The sequence below is a fragment of the Spiroplasma endosymbiont of Acasis viretata genome, from assembly GCF_964031275.1.
GTDB lineage: Bacteria > Bacillota_I > Bacilli_A > Mycoplasmatales > VBWQ01 > Spiroplasma_E > Spiroplasma_E ixodetis_A.
Genome location: NZ_OZ035019.1, coordinates 342,195 through 360,671 on the forward strand (window position 1 = coordinate 342,195; position 18,477 = coordinate 360,671).

Genomic DNA, 18,477 nt, shown 5'->3' on the forward strand with positions numbered 1-18,477 from the left:
TGGTTTATATTCGATTTTAATTGGGATTAGTATATTAGTAATTTTAAGAATTTTATTAATGGCAAAAATTAAAGACAATGTTCATGTACAACAAGCTGCTGAAATACGAGAAAAGGTAATTATTTTACGTGATGGTTATGAAGTAAAATTATTTAAGCAAATGGTTGATAAAAGTACAGTCATTATTATTGGTGCTCATGGCTTGCAAGGTCAAAAAGATGATTTTAAATTACTAAGTTCTTTTTGTAAAAAATCACAACTATCTTTGATTACTTATGATCGAAGAGGTAATGGTAAAAATGGACAAGATTGAAAATTTAAATCATTAGGTACTGATATTAATGATTTAAAAGATATAATAAGTGCAGTAAAATCTAAATATCCCAATCAAAAAATTATTGTTTTTGGTGAATCATTAGGCGCAGCTATTGCTAGTCATGCTGTTAAAAATAATTCACAAGTATCAGCATTAATTACTAGTAATTTAGTAACTAAAAAAAATCTTTATCAATTTTCATTAAGTTTTATTATTTGTTTTTGTTTTGCTTTTATTTTTAATTCTAATATTCAAATGCCAATCTATGTTGAAAATCAAGATATTTCTAGTAATAATGCTCATATTACTAATATAAATCAAAGATATAGTAATCGTCAAAATTGATCATTACGTTTTTTACTACAATTTAAAAAAATTAATAAAAAAAGTATAATGGAAATTAGTAATTCAAAACTTCCAACGTTAATCTTGCAAAGCGCTGATGATGTATTTAGTGATTTTCATCAACTTAAAATTAATAAAAAATATTGGAAGAAACATCATAGTTATGTTTTTATTTTTGATGGTAAACATGCTTTAATTAATGAACCTAATATTAAAGATATATTTGATAATGAAATTATGCCATGAATTACAAAAAATATTTTACTTGAGAAAGGTTAAAAAATATGAAATTAATACCTAATATTACCCATCCTCTTTTTACTAGTGAGTCTGTTGCTCCTGGTCATCCTGATAAGATTTGCGATCAAATTGCTGATGCAATTTTCGATGCTTTTTTAAAACAAGATCCACATGCCAAAGTAGCATGTGAGGTTTTTATTACTACAAATTTTGTTTTAATTGGTGGTGAAGTTCATAGTCACGCTCAAGTTGATTATCAAGTAATTGCGCGAAAAGTTATTACTGAAATTGGTTATATAAATGATGAAATTGGATTCAATGGCTTTACTTGTGAAATTAAAGTGTTAATTCATGAACAATCACCTGATATTTTACAAGGTGTTGAATTAAAAAATCATCAAATTGGTGCTGGTGATCAAGGAATAATGTTTGGTTATGCATGTCAGCAAACATCAGAATATATGCCATTAGCAATTGTTTTAGCACATGAATTAATTAAACGAGCTACAAAATTACGAAAGGAAAAAAAATTTAAGTATGCACTTCTTGATATGAAAGCGCAAGTTTCTATTGATCAAGAAGACCCTAAAAATTTAAAAATACATACTATTTTAATGAGCATTCAACATCAAGCAAATTATGATGAAAAACAATTTAAAACATTTATTCATACAGAAATTATGCAATATATTGCTAATAAATATCATTTAAATCTTGATTTTAAATATTTAATTAATCCAACCGGTAAATTTGTAATTGGTGGACCTGCTGGTGATACTGGTTTAACAGGAAGAAAATTAATGGTTGATACTTATGGTGGAGCTGCTTGTCATGGTGGGGGAGCTTTTTCAGGAAAAGATCCCACTAAAGTTGATAGAACTGGTGCTTATTATGCTAGGTATATTGCTAAAAATATTGTTGCTGCTAACTTAGCAAAGATTTGTGAAGTACAATTAGCTTATGCAATTGGAACTCCTGAACCAATTGCAATATTTGTTAATACTCATCAAACTATTATTTCCGGTTTAACAGAGGCAAAATTAACAGAAATAATTTATCAAGTCTTTGATTGTTCTGCTAGTGCTATGATTGATAAATTAGAGTTATTGAAACAAAATTATCAACAATTATCAACTTATGGTCATTTTGGTAGAAATGATTTACAATTACCTTGAGAGAAATTAGATAAAGTTAGTTTATTGAAAACTTATTTACCAAAAAAATAAGATGGGGAGAAATATTTTATGTTTTTAGAAGTAATAGCTACATCTTTAAAAGATATAGAAAAAATTAATAATTCTTTAGCTGATCAAGTTGAACTTTGTACTGCTATGGAATTTGGTGGTTATACTCCAAGTTATGAATTGATTGCTGAAGCATGTAAAATTTCATTGAAACCAGTAATGGTTATGGTTAGAAATAATAATAATGGTTTTAATGTTACTGATAATGATTTTAAAATCTTTAAAAGAGATATTGAATTTATTAAAACAACTCATGCATCAGGTATTGTTTGTGGTATTTTAACTAAAGATAATAATATTGATGTTGAAAGAATGAGTGAAATTATTAAATTAGCAAAGCCTTTAAAAATAACTTTTCATCGTGCTTTTGATGAAATTTTTAATAAAAAACAAGCTTTAGAACAATTAGTAAAATTAGGTGTTGGTGGTTGGCCCTTAATTACTGGACCATTTTTGATATAAAATTCTAAATTTTAATTTGTAAAATTGGTGGTTTTAGAAATTTAGAATGTATTCTTTCATAATTATAAAACATAACATATTGATTTACATCATTTATAGCTTCATTGATGGATAAATATTGATTTGATCCTTTAGGTAGTCATTCTTGAGATAAATGAGAAAATCAGTTTTCAGATAATACATTACCACCAATATCATAAGGTTGTTTTTTGCTTAAAATTATTTGTTTATCCTCTGCTCATTTTGTGATATCTTGACAATAAAATTCGTTGGCGTTATCTGAATGTAAAATAACATTTTTTATTTGATTTCAAGAAAATTGTTTGTTGATTTTTTCAAGAGCAGGAAGAATTAAATCCTGATATGATTTATTAGGAGCAATATTATAACTAACAACATTATTTGAATAAAAATCAATAATTACAAAAAGATATAATCATCCTTCTTTAGTATTTATTTGTTTAGTGTCCATTGATCAAATTTGATTTGAAGAGGTTGTACTTTTATAATCTTTGTTTACTTTATCGATTGTAGGTATTCACTTATTTGGATTTTTTTTGTTTTTAGGATAGTTATTTTTAGTTTGTTTTAATCCTTGAATATTGTGTTCTTTCATAATTTTTCGCATTTGTTTTATTGATAATTCTATATTTAAAATGATATTTTTTTCTTGTTTTAATCACTCTTTAAAAGCTGAAAAAATTCTTAAATATCCATAAATTCTGCCTTTTCTTGTAGAATGAAATTCGATTAAAAGTTGGCATATTTTTTGATATTTATGATTGCATTTAATAATATGATTTTCTTCTTTTTTAATAGGTTTTTGTTTATTTTTTAAAAAGTAATATGTTGATCTGTTTAATTGAAGATATTGACATAGGTTTCTAATTGAATATTGATTTTTACAATCATCAATAATTTTAATTTTTTCTTTGATAGGTGGTTGGCCCTTAATTACTGGACCATTTTTGATATAAAATTCTAAATTTTAATTTGTAAAATTGGTGGTTTTAGAAATTTAGAATGTATTCTTTCATAATTATAAAACATAACATATTGATTTACATCATTTATAGCTTCATTGATGGATAAATATTGATTTGATCCTTTAGGTAGTCATTCTTGAGATAAATGAGAAAATCAGTTTTCAGATAATACATTACCACCAATATCATAAGGTTGTTTTTTGCTTAAAATTATTTGTTTATCCTCTGCTCATTTTGTGATATCGTGACAATAAAATTCGTTGGCGTTATCTGAATGTAAAATAACATTTTTTATTTGATTTCAAGAAAATTGTTTGTTGATTTTTTCAAGAGCAGGAAGAATTAAATCCTGATATGATTTATTAGGAGCAATATTATAACTAACAACATTATTTGAATAAAAATCAATAATTACAAAAAGATATAATCATCCTTCTTTAGTATTTATTTGTTTAGTGTCCATTGATCAAATTTGATTTGAAGAGGTTGTACTTTTATAATCTTTGTTTACTTTATCCATTGTAGGTATTCACTTATTTGGATTTTTTTTGTTTTTAGGATAGTTATTTTTAGTTTGTTTTAATCCTTGAATATTGTGTTCTTTCATAATTTTTCGCATTTGTTTTATTGATAATTCTATATTTAAAATGATATTTTTTTCTTGTTTTAATCACTCTTTAAAAGCTGAAAAAATTCTTAAATATCCATAAATTCTGCCTTTTCTTGTAGAATGAAATTCGATTAAAAGTTGGCATATTTTTTGATATTTATGATTGCATTTAATAATATGATTTTCTTCTTTTTTAATAGGTTTTTGTTTATTTTTTAAAAAGTAATATGTTGATCTGTTTAATTGAAGATATTGACATAGGTTTCTAATTGAATATTGATTTTTACAATCATCAATAATTTTAATTTTTTCTTTGATATTTAATTTGTTAATTACTAATGCTATTTGTTTAATTTTATCCATTAATAAAAATCCTTTCAGGTTAAAATTAGTGTTAATTATATAACACAATTGTTTTTAGAATACATTCAGGTTTTTTAAATTAATGGTCTAGTAAAAAGGGCTAAGTGGCAACCACCGAAAAATAAACTGCTCAAATGGAGCAGTTTATCGTAATATTTATTAAACATTATCCAATTTTTAAATTGAATTACTTCTTTGTTTTTGGTTATTATCATTTTTAATAGAATTCTCTTTCATATTCTTATCAAAAATTATGTTTGCTATTTTTTCATATTTTTCGATTATTTTAGTTTTTATTTGTGATTTTTTGTCATCAAAATGACTAATTTCGCCCATCAAATATTTAATTTTTGTATTATTGTCTTGAATTTTGTGATTTAATTTTTTCTTTTTTAAAAAATTAAATAATCCAAAACTAATTACATTTAAAAAAGCGTATTTTTTGATAACTGATTTTTTATTTAAATTTAATTCTAATTCTTTATGTAGTGGTTCTATTTCTAAAACTATGTTTTTTATTTTTTCATCTAATTTTATAATTTCATTTTCAAAAATTTCAATTTCTTCTTGTAAATCTTTCTTTTTATCTTTCATCTAAACTTTCCTTTCAAAATAAAAACTCAATTACTTTAAAATTAAAGTAGTGAGTTAAAAACATGTATTAATTTTATATAAATAAATTATACAAAAAAAATTCCTGTATAAAATAAGGAACTAAAAGTTTTAAAGGTTATTTGAAATTTGTGTTTATATTTAAATTTTATATTCATTTTTTAAAATTGTTTTGTTCTATAAAAAATAAGAACAATTTAATTATAACAATTTTATTTTATATTTTAACACTTATTTATGTTAAATATTTTCATTAAAATTATACAAATAAAATTGCTAAAAAAAACTGCACAATTGTGCAGTTTTAAAGTATTTAAAATTTACATTTTTTGTGATTTACTACTAGAACTTTGATTTTTACTTGTTGAAGCTTCATTATTTATTTTTTTAATTTCTTTGAATCCCAAAGAATTACCAACTTTTTGTTTTTCTGTTCATACTTCTTTCAACTGTTCTTGTTCTTTTTTTATAGTGTCTTCTTTTTCAAATGCAAGAGTATTGGCAACTTTTTCTCGTCTTTCACGTTCGTTTTTTTCTGCTCAAGCTTTATTTATTTTATCAGCATTTTTAGCATGTGCATCTTTTTCAGCTTGACTTCATTTGTCATATGGTTTTCATGGCATGTTTGTCTTCTCCCTTATTATTTTTTGAATATTTTTTCTACCTTCAAATACTCACAAAAAATTATATATTTTTAAAACTAAAAATGTTAAAAAAATAATAAATAATCACTTTCATTAGAATTGTTAATTAATTATGTTGTTAATAAGCGTTTAACTTTATTTCAGTTATGATTTGAACTTGTTGAAGGTTGTTGTTCTTGTTGATTTATTGTATCTCGTACAGATGAATCAAAATTTTGATTTTCAGATTCAATATTTAGATTTTGAGAAATATTATTTAAATTATGATTTATAATGTTTTTATTTATTAGTTGGTCTGGATTTTTTTCTTTTTTGTTATCTAGTTCTTGTTTTAAAATTTCATATTGTGTTTGTAATTTAGTTTCTAATTTATCAGTTGATAAATTTTTAATTATTGATTGACGTTCTTTTTTTTCTTTCTCTTTTTGTTCTTTGTTTTTATAAAGTTTATTACCAAATCATACATCAACTTTTCTTGTTGCAGAAGAAAACAATGATGCAAATATTCTTATAAAACTAATACTAGAAAGTGTACCTACAACTTTTAATCCTATTGCTACAGTAGGTATAACAGCTACAGTTGGAAAAAAAAGAATTATGACACCTATGAAAGTAGATATGCCAGCTAATACAGCAATTGCTGTAAAAATATATCATAAAGTTCTTTCAATTTTAGTTGGTTTTAGTTTAAAATCTTGTTGTTGTTTTAAAAAATCTTTTACTGTTATTTTATTTAAAAATTGATTTTTTTTATCAATTAAACAAGTATTTTTTTTATATTCTTCAATATTCTGATATCTTTTAGCTTGTTTTCAAACTTCAATTTCATTTTTTTCATTATTATCAAAATATATTATTTCTTCAAAAATTGATCCATCATTATAAATTAAAGTTATTATAAAAAATAATTTATCTTCAATTGGTAAAATTTCTTCATGAATTTTATTAATATTTTTTTTTTCTTTGTTTTTCATCATAAATTGTTAAAGCATTATATTTAAACTTATCAAAATTAATATTGCTTTGTTTTAATTTTTCATTTTCTTTTTTAAGTTGTTGAATTTCCTGAGTTTGTTTTTGAATTGTTGTTTGTAATTTTAATATTTTTTCTGCTAAAATATCATTTAAATCATCTACAGTATCATAAGTATCATAAAATATTTCGTTTTCTGATAAGTCGTCATTAATTATTTGATTATTAGTATTATTAATTACAATTAATTTAAATGTTTTTCCACCATGTCTTCTTTTTTTTCTAATCTCAATGTTTGCTTGCTTTTTAATATCTTCTATGTTTTTATTTTCTGATAGAAAATTATATGTTTGAGATTTTGTCTTATTTATTGTTGCCATTATAATATCTCCTTTTAAACATTAAAACCCATTTACTTTGGCATAAAAGTAATGGGTTAAAACTTATATATTTGATAACAACTACATGTTATCAAATTTTGTGTATTTTACAATTAGGGTGGTTGGCCCTTAATTACTGGACCATTTTTGATATAAAATTCTAAATTTTAATTTGTAAAATTGGTGGTTTTAGAAATTTAGAATGTATTCTTTCATAATTATAAAACATAACATATTGATTTACATCATTTATAGCTTCATTGATGGATAAATATTGATTTGATCCTTTAGGTAGTCATTCTTGAGATAAATGAGAAAATCAGTTTTCAGATAATACATTACCACCAATATCATAAGGTTGTTTTTTGCTTAAAATTATTTGTTTATCCTCTGCTCATTTTGTGATATCTTGACAATAAAATTCGTTGGCGTTATCTGAATGTAAAATAACATTTTTTATTTGATTTCAAGAAAATTGTTTGTTGATTTTTTCAAGAGCAGGAAGAATTAAATCCTGATATGATTTATTAGGAGCAATATTATAACTAACAACATTATTTGAATAAAAATCAATAATTACAAAAAGATATAATCATCCTTCTTTAGTATTTATTTGTTTAGTGTCCATTGATCAAATTTGATTTGAAGAGGTTGTACTTTTATAATCTTTGTTTACTTTATCCATTGTAGGTATTCACTTATTTGGATTTTTTTTGTTTTTAGGATAGTTATTTTTAGTTTGTTTTAATCCTTGAATATTGTGTTCTTTCATAATTTTTCGCATTTGTTTTATTGATAATTCTATATTTAAAATGATATTTTTTTCTTGTTTTAATCACTCTTTAAAAGCTGAAAAAATTCTTAAATATCCATAAATTCTGCCTTTTCTTGTAGAATGAAATTCGATTAAAAGTTGGCATATTTTTTGATATTTATGATTGCATTTAATAATATGATTTTCGGTGGTTGGCCCTTAATTACTGGACCATTTTTGATATAAAATTCTAAATTTTAATTTGTAAAATTGGTGGTTTTAGAAATTTAGAATGTATTCTTTCATAATTATAAAACATAACATATTGATTTACATCATTTATAGCTTCATTGATGGATAAATATTGATTTGATCCTTTAGGTAGTCATTCTTGAGATAAATGAGAAAATCAGTTTTCAGATAATACATTACCACCAATATCATAAGGTTGTTTTTTGCTTAAAATTATTTGTTTATCCTCTGCTCATTTTGTGATATCGTGACAATAAAATTCGTTGGCGTTATCTGAATGTAAAATAACATTTTTTACTTGATTTCAAGAAAATTGTTTGTTGATTTTTTCAAGAGCAGGAAGAATTAAATCCTGATATGATTTATTAGGAGCAATATTATAACTAACAACATTATTTGAATAAAAATCAATAATTACAAAAAGATATAATCATCCTTCTTTAGTATTTATTTGTTTAGTGTCCATTGATCAAATTTGATTTGAAGAGGTTGTACTTTTATAATCTTTGTTTACTTTATCCATTGTAGGTATTCACTTATTTGGATTTTTTTTGTTTTTAGGATAGTTATTTTTAGTTTGTTTTAATCCTTGAATATTGTGTTCTTTCATAATTTTTCGCATTTGTTTTATTGATAATTCTATATTTAAAATGATATTTTTTTCTTGTTTTAATCACTCTTTAAAAGCTGAAAAAATTCTTAAATATCCATAAATTCTGCCTTTTCTTGTAGAATGAAATTCGATTAAAAGTTGGCATATTTTTTGATATTTATGATTGCATTTAATAATATGATTTTCTTCTTTTTTAATAGGTTTTTGTTTATTTTTTAAAAAGTAATATGTTGATCTGTTTAATTGAAGATATTGACATAGGTTTCTAATTGAATATTGATTTTTACGGTGGTTGGCCCTTAATTACTGGACCATTTTTGATATAAAATTCTAAATTTTAATTTGTAAAATTGGTGGTTTTAGAAATTTAGAATGTATTCTTTCATAATTATAAAACATAACATATTGATTTACATCATTTATAGCTTCATTGATGGATAAATATTGATTTGATCCTTTAGGTAGTCATTCTTGAGATAAATGAGAAAATCAGTTTTCAGATAATACATTACCACCAATATCATAAGGTTGTTTTTTGCTTAAAATTATTTGTTTATCCTCTGCTCATTTTGTGATATCTTGACAATAAAATTCGTTGGCGTTATCTGAATGTAAAATAACATTTTTTACTTGATTTCAAGAAAATTGTTTGTTGATTTTTTCAAGAGCAGGAAGAATTAAATCCTGATATGATTTATTAGGAGCAATATTATAACTAACAACATTATTTGAATAAAAATCAATAATTACAAAAAGATATAATCATCCTTCTTTAGTATTTATTTGTTTAGTGTCCATTGATCAAATTTGATTTGAAGAGGTTGTACTTTTATAATCTTTGTTTACTTTATCCATTGTAGGTATTCACTTATTTGGATTTTTTTTGTTTTTAGGATAGTTATTTTTAGTTTGTTTTAATCCTTGAATATTGTGTTCTTTCATAATTTTTCGCATTTGTTTTATTGATAATTCTATATTTAAAATGATATTTTTTTCTTGTTTTAATCACTCTTTAAAAGCTGAAAAAATTCTTAAATATCCATAAATTCTGCCTTTTCTTGTAGAATGAAATTCGATTAAAAGTTGGCATATTTTTTGATATTTATGATTGCATTTAATAATATGATTTTCTTCTTTTTTAATAGGTTTTTGTTTATTTTTTAAAAAGTAATATGTTGATCTGTTTAATTGAAGATATTGACATAGGTTTCTAATTGAATATTGATTTTTACAATCATCAATAATTTTAATTTTTTCTTTGATATTTAATTTGTTAATTACTAATGCTATTTGTTTAATTTTATCCATTAATAAAAATCCTTTCAGGTTAAAATTAGTGTTAATTATATAACACAATTGTTTTTAGAATACATTCAGGTTTTTTAAATTAATGGTCTAGTAAAAAGGGCTAAGTGGCAAGTGGCAAGTGGCATCCAAGTAAAAGTTATAAAGAATTAATTAGTAATATAAATAGTTTTGATGAATTTAAGTCAACACCATTAGCTGCTGGTTATCAACTTCAATTTTATAACGAAAATAATCAAGAAATAACAAACAATAAACAAGAACTTGAAAAAGTATCTAAAATAGTTGTCAAAATAAGTAGTAATTCAAATGATCCGAATTATCAAGGTTCAACAATGATTGATATAACTAAGCAAACAATTATTTCAGATAGTGATATGCAAAATTATTTTTCAAAGACAACTTTGCCATTCGCTTCATTAGCACCACCAAGTTCAACTAAAGCAACCATAAATAAACAAGAAGCCGTAACAGATGTTATAAATAAATTAAAAAAATTACAAAAAGATTCAGAATTAGTTATTAAATTATTATTAAAAGGTATTTATAAAGAAAAAATTGATTTTAATAAGCTTAGAAATGAAAATGAAATTTATGATAAAAATAAAGAGCCAGTACCTAATGATTGATTTAAAGATAAAGAAACAGATAAAGAAGCAAATGTATTGATTTTTTATGGTAATACAGAAACTGGTTATTTTTACCCTATAAAAATAAATATAAATTAATTAATTTATTAAAATTTATGATAAATAATAAAAACTCTCTTTTAATTAAAAGAGAGTTTTTATTATTTAAACTTTTTTATTATTTTCCTTTAAATTTTGATGTTTATAAAACATTCTATTTTCAATACTTGCAATACGAGCAGTTGATTCACCAACATTAATATTAACCAACGCTTCATCAATTGCATAGATTTTTGCATCTAAGTTATCTAAATGATGTAAAATTTCAGCTTCTATTGTTTTTGGTAAGACAGGTGAGCCATATTCATATTTACCATGACTAGCTAATATTAGATGCTGTAATAAAACTACGATTTCTTCCTCTAAGTTAATATTTAATTCCTTACAAGCAAGTGTAACTTGCATTGCACCTAATGAAATATGACCAATCATTTTACCTGATAGTGTATATGAACTAATAGGATTATTATTTAATTCAACCATTTTTCCATAATCATGCATAATGATTCCTGCATATAATAGTTCACTATTAATATTACGATCATTATAAAGTGCTACTACTTGTTTTGCCATTCTTAGCATTGTTACTGAGTGTCATAATAAACCGCTTTGAACAGCATGATGCATTTTAACTGCTGCTGGTCATTTTTTATAATCATCAATATTTTTTTTATTAAAAGATTGGATTAATACTTTTTTTAAAATTGGATTTTTAAATTCCTTTATTGTTTGACTAATTTCAGTTCATGCTTCAATAATATTAATTGGTGCTTGTGTAAGTAATAAATCATAATATTCACTAGGATTAGTAATAATAGTTCAATTATTAATTTTTAGTTGTATTTCATTATTATAATTAATGCTATTTGCTTCAATTTTAATTACTTGTCCTATTGTTAATTGTTCAATAGTTTCTTTGCTTACGTCTCAAATTCTTGCTGAAATTGTCCCAGTTTTATCTTGTAATTGTAAGTTTAAATAATTAGTATTGTTAGAAGCAACACCTTGAATTACTCGATTAATAATTACTACTAAACTTAAAACATTATTAGGTTTAATATCTTTAATTACAGTCATTTTTTAGTTCCTTTCTATCATTTTATATCTTTGATATTTAGATGTTTGATAGCTAATTCTTCATACATTTTTCTCATTTTTAATTGTGCATCATTAATGGTTTTATCAACACAAACAAAATAGAATTTAATTTTTGGCTCAGTTCCACTAGGTCTAACAGCAAATCATGAACCATCACTGAAGTAAAATTTTAGTAAATTTTGCGATGGCATTCCATGTAAACCAGTTTGATAATCTTCAACTTTAATTGTTTTAATATTATTAAGCGTTGGTATTTTACTAGTTCTTAATGTTTCTAACATATTATTAATAGTATTTTGTCCTGTTTTTCCTTTTAAAATAAGATTAACAGTATAACAGTAATAATATCCAAATTTTTGATAAATATTTTCTAAAACATCAACTAATGTTTTTTGTGAATTTTGATAATATCAAGCTGCTTCTGCTGCTACTATTGCTGATTGAATACCATCTTTGTCACGAGTAATATCTTTAATAACATAACCATATGCTTCTTCAAAACCAAAAACAAAGTTAATGTTACGTGCTTTTTCTTTTAGCATTTCTGCACCAATTCATTTAAAGCCAGTTAACGTTTTAATGACTTGACATCCGTATGATTTAGCAATCATATCAGATAAATTGGAAGTAACAAATGTATTGTACATAACGGGATTTTTTGGCATTGTTTTATTAAGTTGATAATGGCTTAATAAATATTCTAATAAAATTGGTGCTGTTTCATTACCTGTTAATAATACATAATCATTATTATGTTTTACAGCAATACCAATGCGATCAGCATCAGGATCATTTAAAATAATTAATGGTGCATCATGTTTTTTAGCGTGTTTAATTGCTAAATCAAATGTTGGTTTTACTTCGGGATTGGGCGACACCACACCTTTAAAATCAGGATCATAGTTAGCTTGCTCTGTTACTAAAATAATTTCATAACCGCATTGTTCTAAAATTGGTTTAACTCATTCACGACTAGTACCGTGTAGATTAGAAAATACAATTTTAAAGTTACGATTTTTAACTTGTGGATAAAACTGTAAATTTTTAATATCATCACGATAATTATCTTCTACTGTTGAAGGCACTTCTTTAATTAGGTTAGTATCATAATCGAATGTTAATTGAAAATCATCAGGCAATTGTTCCATTTTATTGCTAATTATATTGGTAACATTAGGAAGAAATTGACAGCCATATTGATCATAAATTTTATAACCATTATATTCAGGAGGATTATGACTGGCCGTAATAACAATTCCAGCAAGAGCATTAACTTTTCTAATACTATATGAAAGTACTGGTGTTGGTCTTAAATCATTATTTTTAAATAAAAAAATAGGAATTTTATGTTTGGCTAAAGTTTTTGCTGTTAACAATGTAAATTCTGCTGAAAAGTGACGATTATCATGAGCAATAATAACACCACGAAGTAAGTCTTTTTCAGAAAAAGCAGATTTTAAATATTGAATAAATGCGACAGTTGCTTTCATAATAATAATTTCATTAATTCTGCCGGTACCAACTCCAGTAATACCACGCATGCCAGCTGTACCAAATTCTAAAGTTGTAGTAAAAGCATCTTCAATTTCACTTTTAGACATTGTAGTTAATTGTTTTTTTAAGTGTTGTGGTAAGTTTTGCTTTTTTCAAATCTCATATGTTTTTAGTACATTCATTATTATTTCTCCTTTATAATAAAAAATTAAGTTTATAGGTAAATCATACTATAAAATAAGAAGAAAATAAATTTTAGTAGTTAATCTAAACATAAACTTTTAATTAAATAATAAAAAATAAAATTATTAAAAATTTCAATTTCAATCTTTAATAATTTTATTTTATTTTTATATTGATTGTGAATTGGTTTTATTTAGAATTGTTATTGGTTGTTTGTCGTTTTTAATAGAATTTATTGCTTTAATGTTTATTTTTTATTTGGTTCTGAAGTTTTAATTACTTTATATAATGGTACTTGTTTGTTATCTTTATTAAGATACTGATCACTAGTAATAGTACCAACAAGCTTTTCATTATTATTTAGTAATATTTCAGCAAGAGATGTTGTTATTGGTAATTGTGGTTTAATTTTTCTTGAATTTGTTGTTGTTTTTTCTTTAAAAACTTGTTTTTCTTTTTCTGTTATAAGATTTTCTGTTTTTTTACTATATAGCACTTCTAAATATCTCCTTTTTTAAATTAAAAACCTATTTACTTTAAAATAAAAGTAAATAGGTAAAAACTTATATTAATTTTAGAAAAATTATATCATAGTATCTATATTTAATATAGATATTTTTCATTTATTCTTGTATTAGATAACTATTGTTTAATTAGAAATAGTTATTTCCTTAGAAGTTTTATAATTTAATTATTTATAAAAAATACATGTATAGGAAATTAAATATTAATACTTATATAAGTGTTAATTATAATTTTCATCAAAAGTATTATTTTTTATGTTATTATATATTCATAATTTAATAACTGTTCAGTCCTAATATAGATATATTTCTATGTTAGGATTTTTATTAAATTAAAGTTTTAAAGAAAAGGAAAAAAAAGATTAAAAGAAATTCCTAAAGATAAAACTAAAACAAATTAATTAAAGTAGCAGTAAGCAATAGAACAGTTCTTGCTTATGCTTGAGACGCCAGATTAGTCAATAAGAAACATTGTGAGGTTGAGTTACAAATTATGAAACAAATGATTATTTTTGTTTCTATTGTTACACCTGACTATGTAGAGATGAAAAACTTAGTTAAAAAATGACAAAAACAAGTGAGTGATTTAATAAATAAAACTGAAGTTCCAATCAGTGAATATAAAAAATTTTGTTTTAAAAACAATTTCAGGACAATTATAAATAAAGATTGCATTTGCAATCTTTATTTATCTCTTTATATTAATTTTAAGTTATTAATTTTTTTTATTGATTTTACTTGGAATTTCTTGTAAATGAGTTACAATTGTATTAAAGTTTTAAAGGAACTTTGGAACAAAATATTTTGGTTTTTTTTATAGACCTCGTTTAAATTTTTGTATTTAAATTAGGTTTTTTGTTTTATTATATCGTTTAAAGGAGTGAGAAATATGAAATCACAATTTTATAGAGATGGAATAATTTATTATGCAATGAATTTAGAAAAGTGAGCAAATGTTGAAAATAAAACTTATTTTATAAAATATCATGATGTGATTTTAAAATTAACTGATATAATTAATTGTTATGATTTAAAAAATATTTCTGAAGTAAAAGTTTATAAGTTCTTAGCAGACGCTTTTAATAGTCGAATTTTAAAAGAAGTAGGGGATAACTAATGAAAATTAATTTAGAAGAATGCACAAATAATAAAATAAAATATTTAGAATCATTACCAGAAAGAACTAATGGAATGTCTTTAGTTATGTATCCAGTAAATTCATGAGCAGAAATAGTTAATAAATGTGCTTGCAGTAATTATAGTGATGAAGAAACAGCAGTAGTACTACAAACTAAAAAAGGTCCTAAAATATAAACCATTATAAAATAAAAAAAGGCGTATTAATTACGGCTTTTATTTTTTTATAATGGAGCGGGTGATGGGAATCGAACCCACGTCTTCAGCTTGGAAGGCTGTAATAATACCATTATACGACACCCGCAGTTATGTTAACCACCATGTATTTATATCATATTACTAAAATTAAAGTCAACTACTTTTGATAAACAAGTTAAAAAAAATTATTTTTTAATCTTTTTTTCAATATGTTTATTTTTTTTCTTTTTAAATAAAAGAAGTTTTTCTTTAAAGAAAAAAGAAAAAAAGAAAAAAAGAATTGAAGCTATAGCAAAAAAATGAGCAATTAATCATATAATTCAGAATTTATTAATATTTAAACTGAAAAGAAAAGTTGAACACAATATTGTGATAATTAGTGACAATGTTAAAAATACTAATAAAATTTCTTTTTTATTAGTAACTCATATTGGCATAATAAAAATAAATAGAATTATACTAGTAATTGGTCAAATCATAATTTGAATTGAAGTATTCATAATTTTGGCAACAAATGAGTTTTGAGATTTAGGAAAAAAATTATTAGTCATAAACATTAGTCAAACTAAAAATAAAAATAAAGAAGCAATTGTTAAAGTTATTTTGCTAATTAATAAAATTTGTTTTAATTTATTTTTTTCCATTTCACTCACCATTTAATAATAAGTTTTGTAATCTGGCATTTTGATGCCAGATTACAAAAAAACCTAATTATAATACTTTATCATAAGTATACTAAAATATTTTAAAAAATATTATTCTTTGTTATTTTCTTTTCTTTTTTGTTTTTTATGACTTTTAAAATCCATTATGACAAAGAAAATAAAAAGACCAATAATACTTACTAAAGAAATTACCATTAAAATAATTGCTCCAACATCCATGTTTTTTAACCTCTTTCAGTTTTTGTTTTTATTTTAAATAATTTATTAAAACCATTATGAATATTTTTATGATAAGTTAAGATAAAAGTTAAAAGTAAAACTAATCCAACACCAAGTGTTAGACCAACTGTACCATAGACAAAATTAGCATTGATAATATTAATAATAAAATCATAGATACCAGTAGCAATATTAATTAAAATTAAAATTGGTGCGATAATTAAAATTACTATTTTATATCCTTTTGTTCATTTCATTCATGAATTTTCATTATTATATAATTTTAATGTATCATATAATTTTCAGCCATATGGACTAATACCAATTAATAAAATAAACCCAATTATTAGTAATCAAATTTGTGCTACTCAGATTGCTAGCCCATTAAACAGCGCTGGTGAATTACTAAAGGTAAATAATACTGATACTGCCATTGCTCCTAATAATGATATTGCTAATGCTTGTTTGCGCTTTAAATGAATTTCATATTCTAGACCATTTACCATTGATTCAACTTGACCAATTAGTGAGGACATACCCGCAAAGAAAAGTGTAACAAAAAATAATATTGCTAAAATATTTCCTAAAATAGGAACTTGATTATTAATAATAGCAAATAATTTTGGTATTACTTGGAAAATCAAAGCAGGACCTGCTTGAAATACATCTTTAATATCAGTTTTACCTTGATTTTGAGCAATTGCACCTATTGAATTAAAAACAATAATTGTTGTTAATATACCAATAACGCTAGTACCAAAGGCTACTACAAAAGCTTGATTAGTACTATCTTGTTTTTCGGGAGCATGAGCTGCATAAATATAAATGGTTCCTGTACATGTTGATAACATAAAGAATGATTGACCAAAAGCATCTTTTCATAATCCAGGATTTAATAATTCTTTAGCATCTAAATCAAACATTACATTTAATCCAAGTTTAGCACCCGATAATGTACTAGTATAAATTGCTAAAATAATAATCATTAAAAATAAAAATGGAATCATAATTTTATTGGCTTTTTCAATTCCTTTTTCAACACCACCTAATAGAATGATACCCAAAATAATTCATACACCAATTGTTGCAAGTAAAATCATTCAATTTAAGTTACCTAGGCTATTTAAATTGCTAATATCTTGATCATTTGTTTGTTGTAAAATATTATGATAAAAATAAGAACCTTTATTTAAATTAGAAGTAAAACTAATAATAATATTAATTAAAGTTCATCCTACTAAAACACTATAATAAGTACTTAGTAAAATAACGGTTGTTGAATGCAATCAAGAGAAAAAAGCACCTTTTTTACCTCCAACCTCACTAAAAAATTCAATATGATTTTTGCGATATTTATTACCAATTGTCATTTCAATAAATAAAACTGGTATTGCACAAATTACCATACATATTAAAAAAGGGATTAGAAAAGCACCATGATGGTTATACATTTGAGTTGTAAATCCTCAAATACCACCTAATCCTACTGCCGAACCCATTACTGAAAGTAAGAATCCTAATTTTGAGATATTTAAGCGTTGTTTTTTCATATTAATAAATGACCTCCTTTATAACAGTTAATTATACAAAAAAAATATTTTATTAAAACCAATTTCAGTAAATAAAATTTTGCGATGTTATTTATTAATAATGTGTATTGAAAAATATATAGAAAATCAAAATTTTATTTTATTAAATAAAATGATATTATTAAAAATAAATAATAAGAAAAAACAAGGGTTTTGAGTAAATTTTAAAAAAGATTAATAAAAAATAAAACTTTTCCTTATATAAGGAAATAATAAAAATTTATTTTTTAGTGTTATTAATTTAATTATTTAAGTTTTTAAAATTATTTTTCATAATTTTAATATTAATGATTATATTACTTTCATTTATTTAATATAGGGTTATAATACAAGAAGTAATAAATAAAGACTAGAGTTTAGCTCATATTTAAGGATTATAATTCTTAATATGGGTTTTTTTATATTAATTTTATTACTTTAAATTATTTTTTAGAAAGGATGAAAAATATGGATTCATCACCAGCAAGAAGTTATTCTTCTACAGAACAATTATTACCAAATGATTTAATATCAACTAATAATAGAAATAGGGTAGCACCTACTATAAGAGATGTATTACTTACTATTGGTAATTCAATGGTA

The 18,477-nt window shown here is 23.3% G+C and carries 20 protein-coding genes and 1 tRNA gene; 6 read left to right on the forward strand and 15 right to left on the reverse strand.

All coding sequences use genetic code 4. The features are described 5' to 3' along the window. The first annotated feature begins 58 nt into the window (after nucleotides 1-58). Genes AAHM96_RS01875 through AAHM96_RS01885 form a run of 3 tightly spaced genes read left to right on the forward strand, consistent with a single transcriptional unit; the run spans nucleotide 59 to nucleotide 2,607 of the window. Nucleotides 59-940 (forward strand): alpha/beta fold hydrolase, encoded by an 882-nt coding sequence (locus AAHM96_RS01875; RefSeq protein WP_342273425.1) that lies wholly within the window; start codon nucleotides 59-61, stop codon nucleotides 938-940. Nucleotides 941-951: 11 nt separating this feature from the next. Continuing rightward, nucleotides 952-2,127, forward strand: a complete 1,176-nt coding sequence (gene metK, locus AAHM96_RS01880; protein ID WP_425288773.1) for a methionine adenosyltransferase — start codon at nucleotides 952-954, stop codon at nucleotides 2,125-2,127. A gap of 18 nt (nucleotides 2,128-2,145) precedes the next feature. After that, on the forward strand, nucleotides 2,146-2,607 hold the full coding sequence (locus AAHM96_RS01885; protein WP_342273422.1) for a copper homeostasis protein CutC: 462 nt from the start codon (nucleotides 2,146-2,148) through the stop codon (nucleotides 2,605-2,607). 4 nt (nucleotides 2,608-2,611) lie between these two features. On the opposite strand, the gene AAHM96_RS01890 is transcribed toward AAHM96_RS01885, so the two are convergent. From AAHM96_RS01890 to AAHM96_RS01930, 9 genes are all read right to left on the reverse strand, one after another. Next, nucleotides 2,612-3,235, reverse strand: a complete 624-nt coding sequence (locus tag AAHM96_RS01890; protein WP_342273427.1) for a DDE-type integrase/transposase/recombinase — start codon at nucleotides 3,233-3,235, stop codon at nucleotides 2,612-2,614. A gap of 353 nt (nucleotides 3,236-3,588) precedes the next feature. Continuing rightward, on the reverse strand, nucleotides 3,589-4,566 hold the full coding sequence (locus AAHM96_RS01895; protein WP_342272762.1) for an IS3 family transposase: 978 nt from the start codon (nucleotides 4,564-4,566) through the stop codon (nucleotides 3,589-3,591). Nucleotides 4,567-4,743: 177 nt separating this feature from the next. Beyond that, on the reverse strand, nucleotides 4,744-5,160 hold the full coding sequence (locus tag AAHM96_RS01900; protein ID WP_342273428.1) for a hypothetical protein: 417 nt from the start codon (nucleotides 5,158-5,160) through the stop codon (nucleotides 4,744-4,746). 338 nt (nucleotides 5,161-5,498) lie between these two features. After that, a complete protein-coding gene (locus AAHM96_RS01905; protein WP_342273429.1) occupies nucleotides 5,499-5,801 on the reverse strand; it encodes a hypothetical protein in 303 nt (100 codons plus the stop codon). Between the two features lie 131 nt (nucleotides 5,802-5,932). Then, nucleotides 5,933-6,799 (reverse strand): hypothetical protein, encoded by an 867-nt coding sequence (locus AAHM96_RS01910; RefSeq protein WP_342273430.1) that lies wholly within the window; start codon nucleotides 6,797-6,799, stop codon nucleotides 5,933-5,935. Further along, nucleotides 6,768-7,175: a hypothetical protein gene (locus AAHM96_RS01915; RefSeq protein WP_342273431.1), complete on the reverse strand. Its 408-nt coding sequence runs from the start codon at nucleotides 7,173-7,175 to the stop codon at nucleotides 6,768-6,770. The genes AAHM96_RS01910 and AAHM96_RS01915 overlap by 32 nt, the downstream gene beginning before the upstream one ends. A gap of 160 nt (nucleotides 7,176-7,335) precedes the next feature. Next, nucleotides 7,336-7,959: a DDE-type integrase/transposase/recombinase gene (locus AAHM96_RS01920; protein WP_342272751.1), complete on the reverse strand. Its 624-nt coding sequence runs from the start codon at nucleotides 7,957-7,959 to the stop codon at nucleotides 7,336-7,338. A 220-nt stretch (nucleotides 7,960-8,179) separates the two neighbouring features. Beyond that, nucleotides 8,180-8,803, reverse strand: coding sequence for a DDE-type integrase/transposase/recombinase (locus AAHM96_RS01925; RefSeq protein WP_342273037.1), 624 nt, complete (start codon nucleotides 8,801-8,803; stop codon nucleotides 8,180-8,182). Between the two features lie 321 nt (nucleotides 8,804-9,124). Continuing rightward, nucleotides 9,125-10,102: an IS3 family transposase gene (locus AAHM96_RS01930; protein ID WP_342265776.1), complete on the reverse strand. Its 978-nt coding sequence runs from the start codon at nucleotides 10,100-10,102 to the stop codon at nucleotides 9,125-9,127. Nucleotides 10,103-10,206: 104 nt separating this feature from the next. On the opposite strand from AAHM96_RS01930, the gene AAHM96_RS01935 reads away from it, so the two are divergent. Then, the gene (locus AAHM96_RS01935) at nucleotides 10,207-10,827 is read left to right on the forward strand and encodes a hypothetical protein (RefSeq protein ID WP_342273432.1); all 621 of its coding nucleotides are present in this window, start codon (nucleotides 10,207-10,209) and stop codon (nucleotides 10,825-10,827) included. A 66-nt stretch (nucleotides 10,828-10,893) separates the two neighbouring features. Here the strand turns inward: AAHM96_RS01935 and AAHM96_RS01940 are convergent, their stop codons facing one another. From AAHM96_RS01940 to AAHM96_RS01950, 3 genes are all read right to left on the reverse strand, one after another. After that, nucleotides 10,894-11,865 carry a 3'-5' exoribonuclease YhaM family protein gene (locus AAHM96_RS01940; protein WP_342273433.1) on the reverse strand — a complete coding sequence of 324 codons (972 nt, stop codon included), beginning with the start codon at nucleotides 11,863-11,865 and terminating at the stop codon, nucleotides 10,894-10,896. 14 nt (nucleotides 11,866-11,879) lie between these two features. After that, a complete protein-coding gene (locus tag AAHM96_RS01945) occupies nucleotides 11,880-13,562 on the reverse strand; it encodes a phospho-sugar mutase (protein WP_342273434.1) in 1,683 nt (560 codons plus the stop codon). Between the two features lie 248 nt (nucleotides 13,563-13,810). After that, on the reverse strand, nucleotides 13,811-14,059 hold the full coding sequence (locus AAHM96_RS01950; RefSeq protein WP_339043395.1) for a hypothetical protein: 249 nt from the start codon (nucleotides 14,057-14,059) through the stop codon (nucleotides 13,811-13,813). A gap of 917 nt (nucleotides 14,060-14,976) precedes the next feature. Here AAHM96_RS01950 and AAHM96_RS01955 point away from each other — a divergent pair. Next, nucleotides 14,977-15,204: a hypothetical protein gene (locus tag AAHM96_RS01955; RefSeq protein ID WP_174481002.1), complete on the forward strand. Its 228-nt coding sequence runs from the start codon at nucleotides 14,977-14,979 to the stop codon at nucleotides 15,202-15,204. Beyond that, nucleotides 15,204-15,401, forward strand: a complete 198-nt coding sequence (locus AAHM96_RS01960) for a hypothetical protein (protein WP_286642463.1) — start codon at nucleotides 15,204-15,206, stop codon at nucleotides 15,399-15,401. The genes AAHM96_RS01955 and AAHM96_RS01960 overlap by 1 nt, the downstream gene beginning before the upstream one ends. 53 nt (nucleotides 15,402-15,454) lie before the next feature. Here AAHM96_RS01960 and AAHM96_RS01965 read toward each other — a convergent pair. From AAHM96_RS01965 to AAHM96_RS01975, 3 genes are all read right to left on the reverse strand, one after another. Beyond that, nucleotides 15,455-15,528, reverse strand: a tRNA-Gly gene (locus AAHM96_RS01965). Nucleotides 15,529-16,177: 649 nt separating this feature from the next. After that, nucleotides 16,178-16,306, reverse strand: a complete 129-nt coding sequence (locus AAHM96_RS01970) for a hypothetical protein (RefSeq protein WP_281749467.1) — start codon at nucleotides 16,304-16,306, stop codon at nucleotides 16,178-16,180. Between the two features lie 5 nt (nucleotides 16,307-16,311). Next, complete coding sequence (locus tag AAHM96_RS01975) at nucleotides 16,312-17,856, reverse strand: sodium-dependent transporter (RefSeq protein WP_342273435.1); 1,545 nt, start codon at nucleotides 17,854-17,856, stop codon at nucleotides 16,312-16,314. Between the last annotated feature and the right edge of the window lie 621 nt (nucleotides 17,857-18,477).